Genomic DNA, 21154 nt, shown 5'->3' on the forward strand with positions numbered 1-21154 from the left:
TGGAAGTTTCGCTGCGGTGATGGACGGGGGACCCGTCACACCTGTTCCACGAACGGATCGGCCGTGAGGTTCCCCGCCTTCAGCCTAACTCCCCCGCCCCGCGCCTGCCCGGGCCGTTCCCGCGCAACCGGCCGGATGACGTGGCACGACGCCTCGAGCAGGGCAGGACGCGTGCCCGGCCACGCGCCGTCGGGCGCTCAGCCTGTTGTGCAGTGCGGCAGGGCTGCGAGGTCGCCGCCCTTGGCGTAGGTCTCCACCGCGGTGCGGGCGTCGGACACGGTGTTCACCTTCACGACCTCCAGCCCGTCCGGGATGTGGCCCACCACTTCGTCGCAGTTGGCTGCCGGGGCGAGGAAGAGGCCTGCGCCGGCAGAATGGGCGCCGTGCATCTTCTGGGCGATGCCGCCGATCGGTCCCACCTGACCGTCAGGGGTGATGGTGCCGGTGCCCGCGATGTGCTTGCCACCCGTCAGGTCCCCCGGCGTCAGCGAATCGATGAGACCCAGGGTGAACATCAGGCCGGCGCTCGGGCCGCCCACCTGGTCCAGCTGATACTGGACCTTGAACGGGAAGTCGAAGGAGAAGACCAGCCCGATGCCCATGAGGTAGCGGCCGTCCTTGTCGTCCTTGACCGGGGCGAAGCGCACGGTCGGCTTGTCCGCGCCGCGCTGCACCTGGACGGACACCTCGTTGCCGTTCGACGCGGCGAGCGCGTCACGGACGGCGGTCATCGAAGTGGAAGGCTTCCCGTCGATGCTCAGCAGGACGTCGCCGTCCTTCAGCTTGCCCTCGGCCGGAGAGTTCTGGGTGAAGCCGCCCACCGTGAGCTTCTGCTGGAACGGGATCTTCAGCGCGCCCAGCGCCGCCGCGGTGGCGTTCTCCTGGGAGCTGGTCATGGCCTGGGCGTTCTCCTTCTGGTTCTCCTCCTTGGTGACGCCCTTAGGGAAGATCTGGTCCTCGTCATAGACCGCCTTGGATGGATCGAGGAACGCCTGGATCAGCTCGAAACCCGTCACCTTGCCGCCCGGGCCGCCCGAGACGTACACCGTGGTGAGGTCCAGGTCGCCCTGGGCCGGGAAGCTCTCGTGCCCGGTGATCTGGATGACCTTCTTGTCCTCGACGGTGCCGATCGTGTTGTAGGTCGGGCCCGGGGATTCGATCACGTACGGCAGCGGCACGAGCGAGCCGATCGCGAGCACCACGAAGAACAGTCCCCAGATCACCGCGCCGATCGGGAAACGACGACGGCGGCGCCGGCCGGGCGTGCCCTCCGGCGGGGCCGGCATCGAATAGGGCTGCGCCGGCGGGGTCGCCGGGAACTGCTCGCTCATGGTTTCCTTCCGGATCAACGGTGCTCACTCAAGGGTAGGCGGCGAAACTGAGTGTCCCCGCCGCACGGCCCTGCTTTGCCCTCAGCGAAACCGCCATCAGCACCGGCGACAGGGGCGCCTGGGCAGGGGTACCGTGAAGGAAAAGGCCCAGGAAAGATCGGTGGACCATGAGCAACGAGCCCAACACGAACAACCCCGGCGAGGATCCCCAGGACCAGTTCCAGGAGATGCTGCGGCGACTCATGGGAGGTGCTGCTCCGGAGGGCTTCGACGTCCAGGAGTTCGCCAAGGCCAGTGGTCTGCCGGATGACCCCCAGTTCCTGGCCTCCATGTTCCAGCAGGTGCAGGCGATGCTCTCATCGAGCTCGGACGGACCCGTGAACTGGAAGCTGGCTCACGACACGGCCCGGAACGTCGCGGCGCAGTCCAGCGACCCGACCCCCAGCTCCGCCGAACAGCGCGACGTCGACCAGACCCTCCGTCTGGCGGACATGTGGCTCAACAAGGTCACCGACTTCCCGGAGCCGAACATCATCGGCAAGGCCTGGTCCCGCGCCGAGTGGGTCGAGGCCACCATGCCCACCTGGCGCCGCCTGACGGAGCCCGTGGCCAACAGCGTCGCCAAGGCCCTCACGGACGCGATGACGCAGAACCTCCCCGAGGAGCTCAAACTCCAGGGCCTCGGCGGCATGATGGGCGGCGCCGGATCGATGCTGCAGAACATGGGCGGCGCCATCTTCGCGATGCAGCTCGGCCAGGCGATCGGGTCGCTGGCCACCGAAGTGGTGGGTTCCACCGAGATCGGCATTCCGCTGGCGGACCTCGAGATGGCTCTCCTGCCCACGAACATCGCGGCGTTCGGCGAAGGCCTGGAGATCCCCGCCGAGGACGTCCGGATCTACCTCGGCGTCCGCGAAGCGGCCCACGCCCGGCTCTTCACCTCCGTGCCATGGCTGCGCGGTTACGTCCTGGGCGCCATCGAGGACTACGCGCGCGGCATCCACATCGACGTCTCCCGCATCCAGGACCTGGCACAGGACGTGGATCCGTCCAACCCCGAGTCCCTGCAGGCCGCACTACAGGAGGGCGTGTTCATGCCGGAGCGGACCCCCGCCCAGCAGGCCGCGCTCGACAAGCTGGAGACGGCCCTCGCCTTGATCGAAGGCTGGGTGGACGAAGTGACCACAGAGGCCCTGGAAGGGGTGCTGAACACAGCCCCCGCACTGCGCGAGACCGTGCGCCGCCGTCGCGCGACCGGTGGCCCGGCCGAGCACGCGTTCTCCTCGCTCGTGGGCCTGGAACTCCGTCCCCGCCGCCTCCGTGAGGCCGCCGCCCTGTGGGCCGCGCTGAAGGAGGAACGCGGCACCGAAGGCCGCGACGCCGTGTGGAAGCACCCCGATCTCATCCCGACCACCGAGGATCTCAACGACCCCCAGGGCTTCGGCGCCCGCCGTCAGCTGGCCGAGGCCAGCGACGCCGAGGTGGACGACGCGATCGAGAAGCTGCTCTCGGGCGGCTTCGACGAGCCGGCAGAGGGGTCCGCGGACGAGTCCACCGAGAAGCCGGCAGAGGGGTCGACGGAGGAGTCCACCGAGAAGCCGGCCGATGGGCCGGCGGACGAGGACGGCAAGCCCGGCGCCTGAGGCGCTGAGATCTTGTGTGCTCAGTTGTTGCGAGTGATCCGCCGGATGACCCACAACAACTGAGCACACAAGATCAACACCGCCATCAGTCCTCGGTGAGGCCCCGTGACTGTGCGTACGCGACTCCGGAGAGGAACGCCTTCGCCTTCTCCAGATCGGGGTAGGCAGAACACAGTTTCCAGAAGTCCGGGCCGTGTCCCGCCACGAGCAGATGCGTCAGCTCGTGCACCAGGACGTAGTCGACCACCCAGTCGGGCATGCCCTGGAGCTTGTCGGACAACCGGATGGAACGGTCCGCCGGGGTGGCGGATCCCCACCGCGAATTCTGGTTGCTGACCCAGCGCACGCTGCTCGGCCGCGCCTGGCCGCCCAGGTACCGCTGGGACAGGAGCCGGGCGCGCTCGGCGAGCTCGTCGTCGTTCCGACCGGCTGACTTGCCGGAGGCTTCCCGCGACTGGAGGCGGAGCAGCATCTTCTGCACCCATTCGTCCTCCTGGGCGTGCGTGAAGCGCGCCGGGATGGCGACGACGACGGTCCCGCCCTCCCAGAACGCGCTCACGGTCCGCTTGCGGCGGGCCGAGCGGCGCACTACGACCGGGGTGCCGTCCGGCGCGAACCGGGGCTGCTCCGCTTGACCCGCACGGCTCATTGAGCCGCCACCACCTTCAGCACGGCCTCACCGTACTTCTCGAGTTTGCGCTGCCCCACACCGGAGAGGACCGCGAGCGCCTCCATGGTCTCCGGCTTCTCCTCCGCGATCAGCGTGAGGGTCGCGTCGGTGAAGACCACATAGGCCGGGACGTCCGCCGTGGACGCCTCCGCCTTGCGCCACTCACGCAGCGCCTCGAACAGTTTCTCGTCCAGCGACGGCGGGCAGTCGACGCAGCGTCCGACCTTCCGCTCCGGGCCGGTGGTGAGCTGCGTGCCACACACCTTGCACTGGGTCGCGACGGCCTTGACGCGGTTCTTGCGGAGCCGCGTCGCGGATTCGCGCACCGTGCTGCCGTTGCCGCCGGGCCGCAGCGCGTCAAGGAACCGGGACGGCTTCCGATGGGCCCGGCCGCCCGGGGTGCGAGCAGTGGACCAGGTGAAGCAGAGGTCGGTCCGCGCACGCGTGATGCCCACGTAGAGCAGCCGTCGTTCCTCATCCACGTCCGACGGGGTCTCGGCGAAGGAGATCGGCATGAGTCCTTCGCTCATGCCCACCAGGAACACGGCGTCCCATTCGAGGCCCTTAGCCGAGTGCAGCGAGGCGAGGGTGACGCCCTGCACCGTCGGGGCGTGCTGGGCCGTGGCCCGCTCCTGGAGTTCCGTCACGAAGTCGAGGAGGGAGAACTCCTCCCCGCGGCTGGTCGCCAGATCCTGTGCCAGGTTGACCAGGGCCGCCAGGGATTCCCAGCGCTCCCGGACGGCGCCGCCGCCCACCGGCGCCTCGGACGTGTAGCCCAGGCTCGACAGGACGTCCGCCACGGTCCCGGGAACGGCGGTGCCGCGGGTCGAGTCGGCGCGGGCCGCGGCGCGCAGCTGAAGCATCCCTTCGCGCACTTCGCGGCGCTGGAAGAACCGTTCCCCTCCGCGGAGCTGATACGGGATGTCCCGGGCGGACAGGGCCTGCTCGAACGCCTCGGACTGTCCATTCGTGCGGAACAGGACGGCGATCTGGGCCGCGGGAGTGCCGGCCGCGATGAGCGTCGAGATGCGTTCGGCCACGACGGCTGACTCCGCTTCGTCGTCGGGGCACTCGACGAAGACGGGTTCCGCGGCGTGCGGCCTCTGCGCCACGAGTTCCAGGGGCTTCGCCCAGACCTTGTCGGCCTCCGGCCCACCCGAGGGACGGCTCCGCAGGAGGGTGTTCGCGAGCTTCACCACCTCCGGCGTGGAACGGTAATCGCGGATCAGGCGCACCACCTGCGCCTGCGGATACGTCTTCGGGAAGTCGAGAAGGTGCCGCGGGGGTCGCGCCCGTGAAGGAGTAGATGGTCTGGCTGGCATCGCCCACGACGCACAGTTCCTCACGGCCGCCCAGCCACAGCTGGAGGAGCCGTTCCTGGAGCGGGGAGACGTCCTGGTACTCGTCCACCACGAAGTGCCGGTACTGGTCGCGCACGGTCGCGGCCACCTTGGGATCCTCTTCCAGGATGCCCACCGTGATGAGCAGGACGTCCTCGAAGTCGATGATGTTGCGGTCCGTCTTCACCTCTTCGTACGCCTCGAAGATACGCGCGACGGCGGGCAGCTCCAGGCCGCCCGGCTCACCGCGGCCCTGGGCGCGGGCGAGGTAATTGGCCGGGGTCAGCATGGACACCTTGGCCCACTCGATCTCCGCCGCGATGTCCCGCACCGCGGCCCGGTCCACGGTGAGGCGCAGCCTGCGGGCCGATTCGGCGATGAGACCGGCCTTGTGGTCCAGGAGCTGCGGGACCGACCCGCCGATCGCCTGGGGCCAGAAATACTGAAGCTGCCGGAGCGCTGCCGCGTGGAAGGTGCGGGCCTGCACCGCGGGGACGCCGAGGTCCCTCAGCCGGCTGCGCATCTCCGCGGCGGCACGGGCGGTGAACGTCACCGCGAGCAGACGCTGCGGGGTGTAGACCCCGGAATGGACGCCGTACGCGATGCGATGCGTGATGGCGCGCGTCTTACCGGTCCCGGCGCCTGCCAGGACACACAGCGGTCCGGTCAGCGTGGTCGCGACCGCTCGCTGTTCCGCATCCAGGCCTCCGAGAATCCGTTCCTCGAGGCTGCTGCCGTTCTCCACGTCCAGGGTGTTTGCTCCTTCAGTCACTGCGGCACCTGAGGTGCCGGGTCATGCGTCGTGCCAGGTCTTGCATCGGGTCTTGCCGCGGGCCGGCCCGGGGCCCGTGCCCGGTTTTGCGCCCTTCCGCCGTCAGGCGGCGCCGGGTGAAGCCGGGGTGAAGCGGTGGTGCTGTGCGGCCCGGGCCGGTGGTCTGGGCCTGTGGTCTGGGCCTGTGGTCCGGCGGAGCGTGCCCGCCCCGCTCAGTTCCGCACGCTCACCGGCTGCGCCGGAGGCTCCAGCACCTCACCGCCATACCAATGTTCGATCAGATTCCTCGCGATCGACAACCGGCTGGGGATGACGACTGTTCCGGCCAGGACCGCATCCTGCAGTTCCTCACGGGTGAACCAGCGGGCGTGAGTCACCTCGACGCCGTCCGGCCGGGCATCGCTGCTCCTGGTCCGCGCGGTGAAGCCCAGCATGAGGGAGGCCGGGAAAGGCCACGACTGTGAACCGAGATACTGGACCGCGTCCACCTCGACCGCGACCTCCTCCCCCAGCTCACGGACGACCGCCTGCTCAAGCGACTCCCCCGGATCGACGAAGCCGGCCAGCACCGAATGTCCTTTGCCATCGGCCGGACCACCGCCGCCCAGCAGGATCCGGCCGTCCGGACCCACCACGCTCACGATGATGGCGGGGTCCATCCGCGGGAAGATCTCCACGTTCTCCCGGGGGCAGCGCCGCACCCAGCCGCTCTGCTCGATCCCGGTCGGAGTTCCGCAGCGCGGGCAGAATCCGTGGCCTTCGTGCCACCCCGCGATCGCCTGCGCCTCGATGAACAGCTCCGATTCGAGAGGGGAAAGCCACGCACCGCTCTCGCGGTAGCCGCGCCACACCGCTCCTGCGGGAAGTGCGGGACTGTCCGCGGCGAGAGGTTCGCTCAGCACGAGGGCGACGACGGCGGTCCCAGCCGGCAGCGGACCGTCGCCGGACCCGGTGGCCGGGTCGGCGTCGTCGCGCGTCGGAAGCACGCGGCCCAGGTGGATCTCCTGGAGGACCTGCACCGGACCCAGACCGTCGACCTCGGTGGAAGAGAGGAAGACGAGCCGCTGCGTGTCCTCCTCGGCCAGAACCGGGGTGCTGCGCCGGGCCAGGAGCAGGTACCGAGTGGCGGGGTCTTCGCGAAGTGCCGCCAGAGCTTCCGCCCTCGCTCTCTCACCGGACACACGGTCCATGAGAGCCGGAGGCGTCCCGAGAACCGTCGGCGAGAGCAGGCCTGCGGAAGTGGTGGAAAGCCCGGGGGAATGCATGCCTCAACCGTACCCACTGCCTTCCGGGATTGGCGACTCGCCGCCCGTGCTGGGGACAGTCGGGTGCACACCCCTCTACGGTGGAAGATGTGAAGCGCTCCCCCCTCGAACTGGCGGCCCTGGCCGCCGCTGCAGTGCCCGGCATCTCCCCCACCGCCGTCCGGGCCGATCTTGACGACCCCGCAGACTTTGACGCCGCCCTGCTCTTCGGCGACGACGAACAGCGCTGGCGCGTCCGGTCGCCTCGCCACGAAGAAGCCAGTGCCCGGCTCGAGAGCGAATTCGCCATCCTCCGCGCCTTCCCGGCGGGGCTGCGGGCCGAGCTGCCGTTCCGCATCCCGACCGTGCTCGGCTGCGTCCGACGGGGCCCGCTCAGCACGTTCGTCTACACCCACGTGGCCGGGCAGTCGTTCCCGCTCGAACAGCTCGAACGGTCCGGGGATGCCGCGGCAAGAGAGGTCGCCTCGGTCCTGGCCGCCATCCACGCCCTTCCGCAGGACGTCGTGGACCGCGCCGACCTTCCCCGCTACAGCGCCAACGAGTTCCGGCAGCGCCGCCTGAACGAACTGGATCAGGCCGCCACCAGCGGGAAGATCCCCGCCGAACTCCTGCTGCGCTGGGAGCACGCCCTGGAGGATGTGACGCTGTGGCGCTTCAACGCCTCGGTGGTGCACGGCGATCTGCACGAGGACAACCTGCTGTTCGACGACGGCAAGGTCACCGCCGTGACCGGCTGGACCGATCTGCACATCGGCGATCCGGCGGACGACTTCGCCTGGCTCGTCGCCTCCCATGACACCTCCTTCGTGGACGCCGTCCTGCACCACTACCGCGACGCGCTGCCCGGCCCGGCCGGGCAGGTCCCGGACCCGCATCTGCTCCGCCGCGCCGCACTCTCCGCGGAGTTCGCGCTGGCGCAGTACCTCATGAAGGGCCTGGCCAAGAACGACGCCGCCGTGATCGGCGAGGCGGAGACCATGCTGGCCGATCTCGCCTCGGACATCCGGGCGAGCGAGGCCGCGGCCCGCGAACTCGAGGAAGCGGAGGAAGCAGCGGCCGAGGCTGACGCTGCCGAGGCCGCCGAGGAGTCCGCGCGTCTGGAGCGGGAGCGGGAAGACGACGGCTCCGGTGTTGCCCCGGTGACAGGCCAGGGCGCCAAGGTCACCGTGACGTCGATCTCCGGAACCGCCGCAGCGGAGGCCGCGAAGGCCCCCGGCGGTGAAGCGGAGGACGTCCATGAAGAGACCTCTCCTCGCCTCTCCGTGGTGCCGTCTCCGTCTGAGTCTTCGGCAGATCCGGATGCCGATGGCACTGCGGGCGCCAGCGAGGGTGACGGAACCGGCGCCGGGACCGTGAACGACAACGGCGATAGCACCAGCATCAGTGCCCACGAGGCCAAGGGCGCCGGCGCCGGTGAGCCCGGTACTCCCGGGGCCCCGAGCTCCGAACACTCCTCGGAAGCCGAAGCCCCTGCCGGCTCGGAACCGTTGAACGGCGCACCCGCCGAGAACGCACCTTCTCCGTCGTCCGAGCGCGAGGGAGAAGCTCGCGACGCGCAGGCCGGCGTCGAGACCACGGCCCTGCCGGTCATCAAGCACGAAGGCTGACCGGCAGTCCGCACCACGGCCCGCCGGAGGCTCGACGTGCTCAGCCGAGCGCGTCGCTGACGATCCTCTCCAGTTCCTCCGCGTCCGCAAGGTCATGCGGCCTGATCTCCTGGCCGTCGGCCACGTAGTAGAAGGCAGCCCTGACCGAGTCCAGGGGAACTCCGCGCAGCCGTGACCACGCCAGCCGGTAGACCGCCAGCTGGACCGACTTCCGCGCCAGATCCTGGGCGTCCCGCGGTGCCCTGCCGGTTTTCCAGTCGACGAGGTCCCACCCGCCGTCGGCGTCGCGGAACACGGCGTCGATCCGGCCCCGGACCACGAGGGGTCCCACCGATGTCTCGACCGGCGCTTCCAGGTACGCCGGAGTGCGGTGGGCCCAGTCCGAGGCCTTGAAGCGGGCCACCAGCTCATCAAGTCCGAGCGCGGCGTCGAAGGCGGCGTCCTCGCTCAAAGGCTCGTCGAGGTCCAGCATGCCGGCCTGTCCGAAGAACTCCTCCACCCAGCCGTGGAACACCGTGCCCTTCCGGGCCGCCTGGCCCGGCTCCCGGGGAACCGGACGCCGGAGTCGACGCGCCACCGCTTCGGCATCCGTGCCCAGTTCCACCAAGGTCGACGCCGAGATGTGCGCAGGCAGCCGGACCTCGTGTCGCCGGGGCTGCCGCTGCTGGGCTGCCAGCAGGAGCTCGGCATCCTCAAGCCAGGCTTCGCCCTGTGGTGTTCGGACCGGATGCTGTCCGTCGGGTTCAGCCGCAGTGAGCCCGGGTCGCCCCGGACGGACTTCCTCGCCCGGTTTCAGTGCGGCGAGCACGGCGTGAGCGGACGCCTCCAGAGCGGCTCGACGGCCCGCGACCATGCTTCTGCGCTGCCCCGTCTCGCCGTCGAGGGGACCCTCGAGCGGGTCGTACGGCCAGGGCGAGCGACGGGTCTGCGCCGTCAGCGGATTGGCGTCCGGGATGTCCTCTTCCCCGACGCTGAGCCCGTGGAGCTGCACTTCGGGGAAGTCCTCGTCCTCAGCCAGCGGGAGCAGTTCGGCCAGGAAGTCCGACATCGGGCGCAGCGCACCGGCCGTGGCGTACGCGTGGCTCGACACCCAGAGCAGGTCCTTGGCCCGGGTGTACGCCACATAGGCGAGCCTCCGTTCCTCACGGACGGCGTGCACCTTCGCCTCCTCGGCGAACAGCTTGGCGCTCCGGGTCCATTCGGCCTGCCCCGCCTCCGTGGTGTCCCACAAGGGAAGGCTGGCATGATCGCCGCGCAGAGGCCACGGCAAGGTGTCGATCTCGACGTCCCAGTGCGCGGCCCGCTCCGAGGGGAAATCCTTCGTATTGAGACCGGGCACGAAGACCGCGTCCCATTCCAGGCCCTTGGACGCGTGCACGGTCAGGATCTGCACCGCTTCCGGATCGGGTTCAGGAGGAGCAGCCGCAAGGCCGTTCTCCTCGCGTGCCGCGGCCTCGAGCCACGACAGGAACGCCAGGAGGTCCACCCGCTCGTTGCTGCGATTGAACTGCAGCACCTGATCCGTGAAGGCTTCGAGATTCCGGCGTGCGGAATGGAGGCTCCGCCCGGCCCGCGCCTCCACCTCGATGTCCAGGAGCATGGCCCGTTCCACCTCGGCGATCAGGTCCACGAGTTCATGGCCCAGGTGTCCCCGGAGCCGCCGGAGTTCCTCGGACAGTCGTTCCAGACGCTGCTGGCCGAGCGGGCTCAGGGACCGCCCGGCGGGAGACACCCAGCCCGGTTTCGGCAGGAAGTCGAGGCCTTCGATCAGACTCGAATCGTCCACCGGGTCCGGGGTCAGAGCACTGTCCTCGTCCGGTTCCTCCGCGTCCTCCCGGATCCGGGAGGACCGACGCCGCGCCAGCTGGGAGGACCACTCCTGCAACGCCATGAGGTCAGCGGGCCCGATCCGCCAGCGCGCCCCCGCCATCAGGCGCATGAGCTTGTCCGACCGTCCCGGATCAGCCAGAACGTGGAGGGTGGCCGTGAGGTCCATGATCTCCGGCGTCTCCAGCAGGCCTCCCAGGCCGATCACTTCATATGGGATGCCACGCAATTCGAAGGCTTCCTGGACCGGGAGCATCTGTGAACGCTTCCGGCACAGCACCGCCATCGTGCGGGCGGGCCGTCCGGGGGCGCGCAGAGACAGCACATCGTCGGCGAGCGCCGCGGCCTCGCTGTACTGGTCGGCGAAACGAGCCAGCACGACCGCTCCGGCAGGGGCCCCTGGACGAGGCCTGAGTTCGGGAACGCTCGCGGCGCCCGAAGCGGAGGAGAGCGGAGCGGCCACCCGGTTCGCGACTTCCAGGATCCGTTCGCCGTTGCGCCAGGCCGTGGTGAGGTAAGCCGTGCCGGACGGTTCGAAACCGCAGTCGGGCCGCCGTCGGGGGAATGCTTCGGTGAAGCGGAAGAGCTGGCCCGCGGAGGCGCCGCGGAAGCCGTAGATCGACTGGTTCGGATCGCCGACCGCGGTGACCGCGTGGCCTTCGCCGAACAGCTCCGAGAACAGGACCATCTGCGCGTGGGACGTGTCCTGGAACTCGTCCAGGATCACGACCCGGCTCCGGTCCCGCTCCAGCTGACGGGCCTGCGGGACGTCCTGGGCGATCGTGGCGGCGAGAGCCACCAGATCGCCATAGTCCATGAGACCACGCTGCCGCTTGACCTCGGCGTAACGGCCGACCATGCGGGCCAGGGCCACCCGGGTGCGGAACTTTGTCTGGAGCGACCGTGCCGCGGTCTCCGCGGCACGTCCTGCGACCTTCGGGGGCAGCGCCTCATACTGCGAGAGCAGATCCGCCACCCACTCCTCCACGCTGAGTCGCTGCGAGGACCCGGCCAGTGCACCCGGCACGGCGGGGCGAAGATGCTCGGCACACTCTCCCGCGAGTTTCAGGACGCCGTTGACCAGGCTCGATTTCGCGGCTTCCACGTACTCCATAGGACCGTCATAACTTTCGACCACCTGACTGGCGAGCTGCCAGGCCTGTGCCGGGCCCATCAGGGTGACGTCCCGCTCGATCCCGAGGCGAAGGCCGAAGTCCGAGACGAGGGAGTTCGCATAAGAGTGGTACGTGGAGACCCGCGGTTCGTGGAGCTCGTCCACCGCCAGTTCCACGGGAGCCATTCCGAGCCGCTGATTGACCTGGGCGAACTGCTGGAGCGCCTTCCGGACCCGATGGGCGAGTTCCCCCGCCGCCTTGCGGGTGAACGTGACGCCGAGGACCTCCTCGGGACGGACCAGTCCGTTGGCGACGAGCCATACGACCCGGTCGGTCATGGTGGCGGTCTTGCCCGACCCCGCGCCGGCGATCACCAGCAGTGGTTCAAGGGGCGCCGCGATGATGCGGGACTGCTCCTCCGTGGGGGTGTTGCCGCCGAGCAGGACGGCCAGTTCCTCCGGCGAGATGATCGCCGCTGTGGTTTCCGTCATTCCGTGACCTGCCTTCCCGAGTGGCACAGCGGACAGACTTCAGGGGTCTTGCAGCCGCCGAAAGGCGTCCCCGCCGAATCATGCCGGGCCTCGAATGCGTGGCCGGCCATGGCGATGGCCGCCTGGTGGACCAGGTCCATCGCCCAGCCGTCCTCCGGGCCGAGCTGCGGCTGCTGCTGCTCGGTGAATCCTTTGGTGGTGTCACCGAGCTGCACCAGGGCCGCACCACCACTCCGGGTGATCGGCGGGACGGTCCTGGACCCGGCGGAGGGATCCTCCTGAACAGCCCCGTTCTCAAATGCCCCCGCATTGATGGCGGCCTGATAGGTGCCGAGCTGGGCGTGCTGGATGATGTCCTCTTTCCGGGGCTTGGACTTCCCGGTCTTCAGGTCGACGACATAGGCGCCGCCCTGTGCGTCCACCTCCAGCCGGTCGATCTGTCCTCTGATCCTGGTGTGCAGCTTCCTGGTCGTGGTCTCCCCCTCCGGCACGAACTCCAGCGGCTCCGCGAGGTCCACGGTGAAGTCGATCTCGACCGCCGCGAGGGACCGTCCTGTGCCCGTGGCTCCTGTGCCCTTCAGTGATGCGACGTAACTGGCGAGCTTGAAGAGCATCAGGTCCGCACGTCGCCGAAGGGCGTCGTTCTCCCAGCCTTCCGGAAGGCCCAGTTCAGGCCAGCGGCGGTCCAGCAGTTCCCTGTACTCATCGAGCGTGCCGTCCGGGAGTTCCGCTGCGATGGCGTGAATCAGGGTTCCCAGGCTCCTGGCGAAGTCCGTGTGCGCCTCTCCGCCTGCGGCCGGGACGAACCATTCGAGCGGCGATTTGCTGGCCTTCTCCACCTTCGACGGCGACACCACCACCGTTCCACCGTCCGGGACCAGATCGTCCTCGGTGCTGGCCGGCGCCAGCCCCCACCACTGCGCGGGGTGCGCGCCGGGAACGTTGTGACGGGAGAGCAGAGCCAGCACCTGGGCCGCATCCCGAGCGACGGCGGCCTCGGCGTCGTGAGGCACAACGTCATGAGGCAGGGGGTCGCGAAGCAGGGTGTCGTGAGGTGGAGCATCGTGGGCCGCGGCGTCGCGGGACCCGGTGGACGGGTCGGCACTCTCGCGACCGACTGACGAACCCTCGGACCGCGACGGGCCTGTCCCGGAGGCCGGCCCTGCGTGATACTCCTCCGCGGTGCGTCGCAGCTCCGCGACGAGCGAGCGCAGATCAAGGGAACGGATGGCCTGGGTCCCCACCTCGTCCGAGGCGCCGGGGACGGCCAGCTCCAGGAAGGCCGAAGAGCGAGATTCCTCATCCTCCACGGCCGTCAGCACCAACCGTTCTGACGCCCTGCTGAGTGCCGCGACGAAGGTCCGGAGCTCGTCGGTGCGGATGGCGCGCAGCCGCTCCCCGGGCCCCTGCTGCAGTGCGACGACGGGACCGTGTTCCATGGCATCCGCGAGCAGCGTGTTGCCCAGAAGCTCACCCCGCAGCCTGGTATTGGGCCAGGTTCCCTCCTGCAGGCCCGCGATGAAGACCACGGGCCACTCGCGTCCGGCGGCTCCGGCAGGCGTCAGCACCTCCACGGCCTCCTCGACAGGAGGCCGCGCCGTGAGGGTGTCCATCGGAAGTTCCTGCGCGGTCAGGTAGTCGTAGAACTGCGCCGCTCCTGACCCGGGAAATTGCGTGGCGAAACGCTCGGCGCTTTCGAACAAGGCCATCACGGCGTCCAGATCGCGGTCCGCCCGTGCGCCGGCCGTGCCGGATTCGAGAGCGGTCTCCGCCCAGGGATCAGCCAGACGGGAGGCCTTCCAGATGGCCCAGAGCACGGTCTCACCGTTGGCCGCCTGCTCTTCCGCAGCTCTCCTGCCGTCCGCGAGCATCCGGGCGATCCGGAAAGCATGGCGGGCCACGATGCCCAGCGATTCCAACCAGCCCGGATCCCCGAGGGCCTCCACCAGCAGATCGTCGCTGCCCCGCGTCCCACCGGCGATCAGTTCCTCATGGCGCAGCCCCTGCCGCAACCGCCGGATGTCGAGGCTGGAGGCCCCTCCCACCCGCGAGGACAGCAGTTCCACGGCACGTTCGGGGTCCAGCGCCACGTGGTCCAGGACCACGCCCAGGACGTCCAGCAACGGTCGGACCGCGAGCTCGTCACGGACGGCCGTCTCTCCGAGCGACACGCGCACAGGGATGCCCTGGGCCAGGAGGAATCGCTGGACGCGAGAGACCTCCGCCCCGTTGCGGACGACCACGGCGAGGTCCTCGAGGCTCCTCTTCCCCTTGAGGTGTTCGGACTTGATCTCCGACGCCAGGAACCTCAGTTCATGACCGCTCCCGCGGAACACGGCTCCGGTGACCGGCGGTTTCCGCCCATCAGTCGCCTCGGTCGGCGCCGAATCGGGATCCGGCTCGCCCTCACCCGGGCGCGGCGCTGTGGCGTCCAGAGTGCGGGTTTCCAGTGTGCGGGCCCAGGACGCGTCCGCGCCCCGGGGCACCCGGGCGGCGGCTCTCTGGTACACCTCAGCCAGCGGCCGGGTCAGACGGTGCGAGGTGGTGAGTTCACGGTTCAGGACGCCCTTCCCGTCCGCGCCGGATGCCTCCGCGCTGAGTTCCTCCGCGACCCGGGCCACCAGGTCAGGCCGGGCTCCACGGAATCCCTGGACTGCGGTGTCCGGGCAGACCGTCGCGATGACGTCCTTCCCTTGCGCCAGGTCGAGGAAGAATTCGTACACGGAGCGGTTGGACTCGTGGAGGTCGTCCACCAGGATCAGTTGCAGACGGTCCCGTTCGGCGGCCAGGAACCCGGGAGATCCTGCGAACACCGATCGTGCGGCCGAGATGATCCCGGCGGGGTCGAAGGCGCCGGCGTTCCGCAGGTCCATGACGTCCCGGTACTCACGGTAGAAACGGGCGGCGGCCAGCCATTCCGGCCGCCCCACCTCTCCGGCCAGCTCTTCCAGATCCTCCGCGCCGCCGTCGTGCTCGATCAACCGGTCGAAGAGTTCCCGGACCTCCTGGCGGAAGCCGCGGGTGGGCAGTGCGGCCTCCAGGTCGCGAGGCCATGTGATTCCAGTGCCGGGGGTCTCCCGCGCACCGTCCAGCAATTCCTTGATGACCTGATCCTGTTCGGGCCCGGAGAGCAGCCGGGGCGGCCCGTCCAGGGCGATCGCCCCTTCAGCATGGGCACGGCGGATCACGTCGAAGGCGTACGCCGCCCAGCTCCGCGCCGGAGTGGTGCCGAGGCTCCTGCCCAGCCGGGCCGTCAGGGAATCCCGCAGCCGGGTTGCCGCCACACGGCTCGGAGCCAGGACGAGGACACGCTCCGGATCCACCTCACCGGCATCCACCCGTCGCACGGCCGCTTCCACCAGCGTGGTCGATTTTCCGGTGCCGGGCGCTCCCCACAGGATCACCGGTCCGCTCCCCTGGGGGAGACCCACCACGGCCTGCTGGTCCGGGCTCAGCTCCGGCCGGGCGCCCGCCACCCGCAGAGGTGGCAGCAGCGTGGGCCGTGCGCCGCGGACTGCCGCGGCCTGCCGTCCTGAGATCTGTTCCGTCACGCGAACCATTCCATCACGGTGCTCCGACATTCTTTCCGCCGATGCCGGCCCCTTCCGGCCCCGCCGCCCGCAGGGTCTCGGCGAGGGCATCCATCACGAGGAACTCCTCCTCGCGAGGCGCCCACCGCGCCGCAGGAAAGTCCACTCGCCAGCGGCCCTCCCCGGTCCGCGCGAAGTCCTCCACCTGACCCCGGAGCGGCGTGCCCTCCTCCCGGTACTTCCGGAAGGCGTCCAGTTCGTGACCGCTCGGCGCCTCCCCGCTGGCGCGCAGCACCCGCCACCAGCAGAGCCCTTCCGAGTGTCTCGCCATGATCGCGCCGATCTGACGAGGACCACCCTGTCCGAGCAGATCGGAGATGTCGCTGTACGCCACCGCGGTGCCCGGGGGCACCATGGCCACGATCCGCCGGACCGCATCGATGTATTCCTGCCGCATGTTCCTCAGCGTAGAGGGCCGCGGCCGAGCTGCTCTGCCGCGAATGCCGCATGTGGATAATTCCGTCGGCCGGTCCAGGTAGCGTTGAGGCATGAGCAGCACGCAGCGGAATGAGAGCATCTGGAACGCGGGTCCCCGCGCGGCCTTCGACGTGGAGACCACCGGAAAGAACTCCCGCGCCGCCCGGATCGTCACCGCCTCGCTCATCGTGGTGGACGCGAAGGGCGAGGTCCTGCAGGAACACGAGTGGCTCGCGGATCCCGGCGTCGAGATCCCCGCCGAGGCCGCCGAAGTGCACGGCATCACCACCGCCAAGGCGCGCGCCGAGGGCCGTCCGGCCGCCGCCGTCGTGCTGGAGCTGCGGAACACCATCCAGGACCTGTTCGACGCCGGCACCCCCGTCATGGCGTTCAACGCCAACTACGACTTCACCGTCCTCGCCGCTGAATGCGCCCGCCATGGAATCCCCCAGGTCACACGCTTCCCCGTGCTGGACCCCTTCATCATCAACAAACAGGTGGACCGCTACCGCAAGGGCACCCGGACCCTCGGCGCGCTCTGCGAGGAGTACGGAATCCGCCTGGACAATGCTCACACCTCGGCGGCGGACGCCCTGGCCACCGTGCGACTGCTGGACGCGATGGCGAAGAAGTTCCCCAAGATCCTCATGCCGACGGCTTCGCTCCACCAGTTGCAGATCGAATGGGCCGCCGCCCAGGCCGCCGACTTCCAGCAGTACCTCCGCCGGACCAAGCCGACCGCGGTGATCGAGGGCGAGTGGCCGGTCCTGCCTCCCGAAGAGCCTGAGCGCGGCGGCTTCTGACACCGGCGTGAGATCAAGGTCACAACGCGACGTGATCCGGTCCGCACCTCAGTGCTTCTGAGATACGGCTCTCACGCCACCACATTCCCAGCAATTCTTCAGCTTCACTTGCAGAAAATTCGGCGAAATCAAGTCAACTCCGAATGTTACGCCTTCATGAAGCCGCGAATCCCCGCGTGCCATACTTAAATTCATTCTTCGGCCCGCGCCAGGTGACTGATCAGAACACCCTTCCTGCGGGCCGTTTCGACGACCGGAACCCCCGGAGTCCGCGCGGATCATCTCCCCCGGACTGACCGGGTCAGGCCACGAGAGAAAGCACCACACCTTTGAAACTGACCGGAAATCTCCTGAAGACCGGCGCCATCGCCGCAGTCCTCTCCCTGTCTCTTGCCGCGTGCGGCGGGACCTCGGGCCCGGCCAGCGGCGGTGCCTCCACGGACGCCCTCGCCGGCGCTCAGACGCCGGACAAGTACACGACGGCGGACGTGACCCCGATCGACAAGATCGAGAAGGACAAGCTCGGCCTCCTGACCCCGGGCGTCCTGAAGGTCGGCACCCTGTCCGACGCCCCGCCGAGCATCTACATCGACAAGTCCGGCAACTTCACCGGCTTCGACAACGAGCTGCTCCGTGCCATGGGCGCCAAGCTCGGACTCAAGGTCGAGTTCGCCTCCACCAAGTTCCAGAGCCTGCTCGCCCAGGTCAAGAACAAGCAGTTCGACGTCGGCTCCTCGTCCATCTCCACCACGGACGCCCGTCGCAAGACCGTCGCCTTCACCAACGGTTACGACTTCGGCTTCATGGCCCTCGTCTCCAAGACGGACAGCAAGGTCAAGGCCATCTCCGAGCTCAAGGAAGGCGTCCGCGTCGGCGTCGTCCAGGGCACCGTGCAGGACGACATGGTCACCAACCAGCTCAAGCTCGATCCGGTCCGTTACCCGGACTACAACACCGCTTACGCGAACGTGAAGAGCGGCCAGATCGACGCCTGGTTGGCTCCGTCCCAGCAGGCCGAGGGTCAGATCAAGGAAGGCGACGGCACCAAGATCCAGGAGAAGAAGGTCGCCACTCAGAACTTCTCCGCCTACGCCGTGGCCAAGGACAACCAGCCGCTGACCGACGCGCTGAACTCCGCCCTCGACGCCGTGATCGCCGACGGCACCTGGACCAAGCTCGTGAAGCAGTGGTTCCCGGAGCGCAAGACCGACGCCGAGCGTCTGCCGGACGGCTGGAAGCCGGGCAGCAAGACCGTCAAGGTCCCCGCCGACAAGTAACGGCTGACCGCAGGTCACGTCGCTGTGAACACCGCCCCTCAAGCCTGGGCCCTTCGGGGTCCAGGCTTGAGCGGCTGATACCGAAGGAGTCATATGGACGCCTGGAGCCGCCTTGCGGACACCTTTCTGAACTGGGACTACATCGCTGAGGTTCTGCCCACGATGTTCTCCTACGGCTTGCTGAACACGATCGTCCTGGCTGTCAGCTCGGCACTGATCGGCATGGTCCTCGGCATCCTGCTGGCCCTGATGGGCATCTCCCGGAACCCCGTGGCCCGGTGGATCGCCCGCATCTACACCGACATCTTCCGCGGCCTGCCCGCCGTGCTGGTCATCCTGGTGATCGGCCTGGGCTTCGGCCCGATCCTCAAGGACTTCACGGGCATCTCCAGCCCGTACCCGATGGCGATCATCGCCCTCGGCCTGATGGCCGCCGCGTACACCGGCGAGATCTTCCGTTCCGGCATCCAGAGCGTGGACAAGGGACAGCTGGAGGCCGCCCGCGCGCTCGGCTTCGGCTATGGCTCGTCCATGCGCTCGATCGTGGTGCCGCAGGGCATCCGGCGCGTGCTGCCAGCCCTGATGAACCAGTTCATCTCGCTCATCAAGGACTCCTCCCTCGTGTTCACCCTGGGCCTCATGTCCCGCGAACGCGAGCTGTTCCAGATCGGCCAGGACTTCGCCGCGAACAACGGCAACCAGTCGCCGCTGGTCGCCGCCGCCATCTTCTACCTGGTGCTGACCATCCCCCTGACGCACCTGGTCAACTACCTCGACAATCCGCCTGCGCACCGGCAAGGCCCAGAAGGCCGAGCCGGATGAGGCCGCAGCCGTCATCGGGAAGGGATCCCACGCATGAGCCAGTTCGAATCCGGTTCCCTGACAGGCAAGAACCTCCACCTCGCCTTCGGCAGCAACAAGGTGCTCCGCGGCATCGACCTCCATGTCGAGAAGGGCACGGCCGCCTCGGTCATCGGCCCGTCCGGCTCGGGCAAGTCGACCCTGCTGCGGGTCATGAACCGCCTGATCGAGCCCGACCAGGGTGACATCCTGCTGGACGGCCGCTCCGTGCTCAAGGACAATCCCGACGAACTGCGCCGCCGCATCGGCATGGTCTTCCAGCAGTTCAACCTGTTCCCCCACAAGTCGGTGGGCGAGAACGTGGCGTTCGCCCTGCGCAAGCTCCGGAAGCTGCCCAAGGACCAGGCCTGGACCGAGGCTCTGGCACAGCTCGACAAGGTCGGGCTGAAGCACAAGGCCGAGGTGCGTCCCGCCACCCTGTCCGGCGGACAGCAGCAGCGCGTGGCGATCGCCCGTGCCCTCGCCATGCAGCCCGAGGTCATGTTCTTCGACGAGGCCACCTCGGCCCTGGACCCCGAGCTCGTCAAGGGCGTCTTGGCCCTCATGACGGACCTGGCGAAGGACGGCATGACCATGGTGGTCGTCACCCACGAGATGGGCTTCTCCCGCAACGTCTCCAACCAGGTGGTGTTCATGGACGGCGGCGTCGTGGTCGAGAACGGGTCCCCGGACCAGCTCTTCACCGACCCGCAGACCGACCGTCTGAAGACCTTCCTCTCGGACGTCCTCTGACACCTCACCCCTTCGCGAGGGAACAGCTGAGGCCCCCATCCGGCTCGGGTGGGGGCCTCAGCTGTTCCCTCGCGGGGCCAGGGGGCGCGGGCAGGTCAGGGGCACGGCGCACGACGACGGCGGCGCACCGTCACGCCGTCGCTCGCCTCCGCCACCGCATGCCGGAGAGACGCGCGCGCCTCACAGCGGCAGGACGCCGGCGCCCTTCAGATCCCGCATGACGATCGTGGAGCTGAGCTTGGCCACCCCGGGAAGGGCCGCGAGATGGGTGTCGTACAGGGACTGGAAGCCGGCGAGATCGGTCGCCACGCACTTCAGCAGGTAGTCCGGATCCCCGAACAGGCGGTACGCCTCGACGATCTGCTCCTCCGCCACCACGGCGTCCTCGAACGCCCGGATCGTCTCCTGGGACGTCTCCCGGAGCGTGACGAACACGAGGGCTCCGAAACCGAGTCCGACGCTCTGCAGGTCCACCTCGGCACGGTAGCCGCGGATGACGCCGTCGGCCTCCAGATCCTTGAGCCGTCGATGGCACGGCGCCACCGTCAGCCCGACCTCCGCGGCCAGCGCGGTGGCCGTCATCCGGCCGTCCTTCTGGAGGCTGCGCAAAATACTTCTGTCAATGGCGTCGATCACGAGAAGAATCTATCCCAGAATGTGGGAATCCGCCGCAAAGTCGCGAGCACTTCTCGCGCAGATTTCCCTAGTCTTGCGCCATGGACTTCTCGCCGTTCCTGGGCTTCGCAGGCATCTCCCTGGCACTCGTCATGACTCCGGGCGCCGACTGGGCGTACACGATCGCGGCGGGTCTGCGGCGTTCCTCCCCGGTCCCGTCCGTGGCGGGCCTCTGCACGGGCTACGTGCTGCACACGGCTCTGGTCACCGCCGGGCTCGGGGTGCTCCTCGCGGCCCGGCCGGACCTCGTCTCCTGGCTGTCCATCGCGGGGGCCTTCTACCTCGCCTGGCTGGGTCTGAGCACCCTGCGGTCGTGGCGTTCGGCGCGGATCGAGTCCACCGGCCCGGCGTCCTCGGGTGACCTTCCGACCCTGAACCAGACCGCGGGAACCCTTCCGTCCACACCCATCGCCGAGCGTCCTCGCCGCGGGCGGGAGTTCCTCGTGGGGCTGGGCACGAGCGGCATCAATCCGAAGGGCGTGCTGCTGTTCGCCGCGGTCATGCCTCAGTTCGTGACGCTAAGTTCGCCGCTGCCCGTTGCCGCGCAGACGACCGTGATGGGCCTGTCCCACGTGCTGATCTGCGTGCTCGTCTACGGAGCGGTGGCGTTCGCCGCCCGCCGCCTGCTGCGGAGCCGTCCCGGACTGGCCCGCACCGTCACGCTGGGCAGCGGCTTGCTCATGCTGCTGATCTCCGTCGCGCTTCTGGTCGAGCAGGGCGGGCACCTGCTCGCCTGAC

13 protein-coding genes and 2 pseudogenes are annotated in these 21154 nt (G+C 68.9%); 7 read left to right on the plus strand and 8 right to left on the minus strand.

The window, feature by feature from the left end:
• Nucleotides 1–197: 197 nt before the first annotated feature.
• A complete protein-coding gene (locus tag QFZ52_RS10520; RefSeq protein ID WP_307497565.1) occupies nucleotides 198–1331 on the minus strand; it encodes a YlbL family protein in 1134 nt (377 codons plus the stop codon).
• A 167-nt stretch (nucleotides 1332–1498) separates the two neighbouring features.
• Here QFZ52_RS10520 and QFZ52_RS10525 point away from each other — a divergent pair, with 167 nt between their 5' ends.
• Nucleotides 1499–2974 (plus strand): zinc-dependent metalloprotease, encoded by a 1476-nt coding sequence (locus QFZ52_RS10525; RefSeq protein ID WP_307497566.1) that lies wholly within the window; start codon nucleotides 1499–1501, stop codon nucleotides 2972–2974.
• 85 nt (nucleotides 2975–3059) lie between these two features.
• Here the strand turns inward: QFZ52_RS10525 and QFZ52_RS10530 are convergent, their stop codons facing one another.
• From QFZ52_RS10530 to nudC, 3 genes and pseudogenes are all read right to left on the minus strand, one after another.
• Complete coding sequence (locus tag QFZ52_RS10530; protein WP_307497567.1) at nucleotides 3060–3623, minus strand: M48 metallopeptidase family protein; 564 nt, start codon at nucleotides 3621–3623, stop codon at nucleotides 3060–3062.
• Nucleotides 3620–5756: pseudogene (locus tag QFZ52_RS10535) on the minus strand (ATP-dependent DNA helicase UvrD2). Before QFZ52_RS10535 ends, QFZ52_RS10530 begins: the two are co-directional and overlap by 4 nt.
• 212 nt (nucleotides 5757–5968) lie before the next feature.
• Nucleotides 5969–7021: an NAD(+) diphosphatase gene (gene nudC / locus QFZ52_RS10540; RefSeq protein ID WP_307497568.1), complete on the minus strand. Its 1053-nt coding sequence runs from the start codon at nucleotides 7019–7021 to the stop codon at nucleotides 5969–5971.
• Nucleotides 7022–7110: 89 nt separating this feature from the next.
• Here nudC and QFZ52_RS10545 point away from each other — a divergent pair, with 89 nt between their 5' ends.
• Complete coding sequence (locus QFZ52_RS10545; protein ID WP_307497569.1) at nucleotides 7111–8628, plus strand: phosphotransferase; 1518 nt, start codon at nucleotides 7111–7113, stop codon at nucleotides 8626–8628.
• A 40-nt stretch (nucleotides 8629–8668) separates the two neighbouring features.
• On the opposite strand, the gene QFZ52_RS10550 is transcribed toward QFZ52_RS10545, so the two are convergent.
• The 3 genes from QFZ52_RS10550 to QFZ52_RS10560 are packed head-to-tail and all read right to left on the minus strand — an operon-like array spanning nucleotide 8669 to nucleotide 16048.
• On the minus strand, nucleotides 8669–12061 hold the full coding sequence (locus QFZ52_RS10550) for an ATP-dependent helicase (RefSeq protein WP_307497570.1): 3393 nt from the start codon (nucleotides 12059–12061) through the stop codon (nucleotides 8669–8671).
• Entirely contained in the window at nucleotides 12058–15612 is a 3555-nt protein-coding gene (locus tag QFZ52_RS10555) for an ATP-dependent helicase (RefSeq protein WP_307497571.1), read from the minus strand. The genes QFZ52_RS10550 and QFZ52_RS10555 overlap by 4 nt, the downstream gene beginning before the upstream one ends.
• 13 nt (nucleotides 15613–15625) lie before the next feature.
• Nucleotides 15626–16048 carry an MGMT family protein gene (locus QFZ52_RS10560; protein WP_307497572.1) on the minus strand — a complete coding sequence of 141 codons (423 nt, stop codon included), beginning with the start codon at nucleotides 16046–16048 and terminating at the stop codon, nucleotides 15626–15628.
• A 91-nt stretch (nucleotides 16049–16139) separates the two neighbouring features.
• Between QFZ52_RS10560 and QFZ52_RS10565 the strand changes: the two genes are divergently transcribed.
• From QFZ52_RS10565 to QFZ52_RS10580, 4 genes and pseudogenes are all read left to right on the plus strand, one after another.
• Complete coding sequence (locus tag QFZ52_RS10565) at nucleotides 16140–16871, plus strand: 3'-5' exonuclease (protein WP_307497573.1); 732 nt, start codon at nucleotides 16140–16142, stop codon at nucleotides 16869–16871.
• Between the two features lie 329 nt (nucleotides 16872–17200).
• Complete coding sequence (locus QFZ52_RS10570) at nucleotides 17201–18148, plus strand: substrate-binding periplasmic protein (RefSeq protein WP_307497574.1); 948 nt, start codon at nucleotides 17201–17203, stop codon at nucleotides 18146–18148.
• 93 nt (nucleotides 18149–18241) lie between these two features.
• Nucleotides 18242–19007, plus strand: a pseudogene (locus tag QFZ52_RS10575) (amino acid ABC transporter permease).
• Nucleotides 19004–19741, plus strand: coding sequence for an amino acid ABC transporter ATP-binding protein (locus QFZ52_RS10580; RefSeq protein WP_066211147.1), 738 nt, complete (start codon nucleotides 19004–19006; stop codon nucleotides 19739–19741). Before QFZ52_RS10575 ends, QFZ52_RS10580 begins: the two are co-directional and overlap by 4 nt.
• A 180-nt stretch (nucleotides 19742–19921) precedes the next feature.
• Here the strand turns inward: QFZ52_RS10580 and QFZ52_RS10585 are convergent, their stop codons facing one another.
• On the minus strand, nucleotides 19922–20377 hold the full coding sequence (locus tag QFZ52_RS10585) for an Lrp/AsnC family transcriptional regulator (protein ID WP_307497575.1): 456 nt from the start codon (nucleotides 20375–20377) through the stop codon (nucleotides 19922–19924).
• An 80-nt stretch (nucleotides 20378–20457) separates the two neighbouring features.
• On the opposite strand from QFZ52_RS10585, the gene QFZ52_RS10590 reads away from it, so the two are divergent.
• Entirely contained in the window at nucleotides 20458–21153 is a 696-nt protein-coding gene (locus QFZ52_RS10590) for a LysE family translocator (RefSeq protein WP_307497577.1), read from the plus strand.
• Nucleotide 21154: the final 1 nt, after the last annotated feature.

The sequence above is a fragment of the Arthrobacter woluwensis genome (assembly GCF_030816155.1).
Classification (GTDB): domain Bacteria; phylum Actinomycetota; class Actinomycetes; order Actinomycetales; family Micrococcaceae; genus Arthrobacter_E; species Arthrobacter_E woluwensis_A.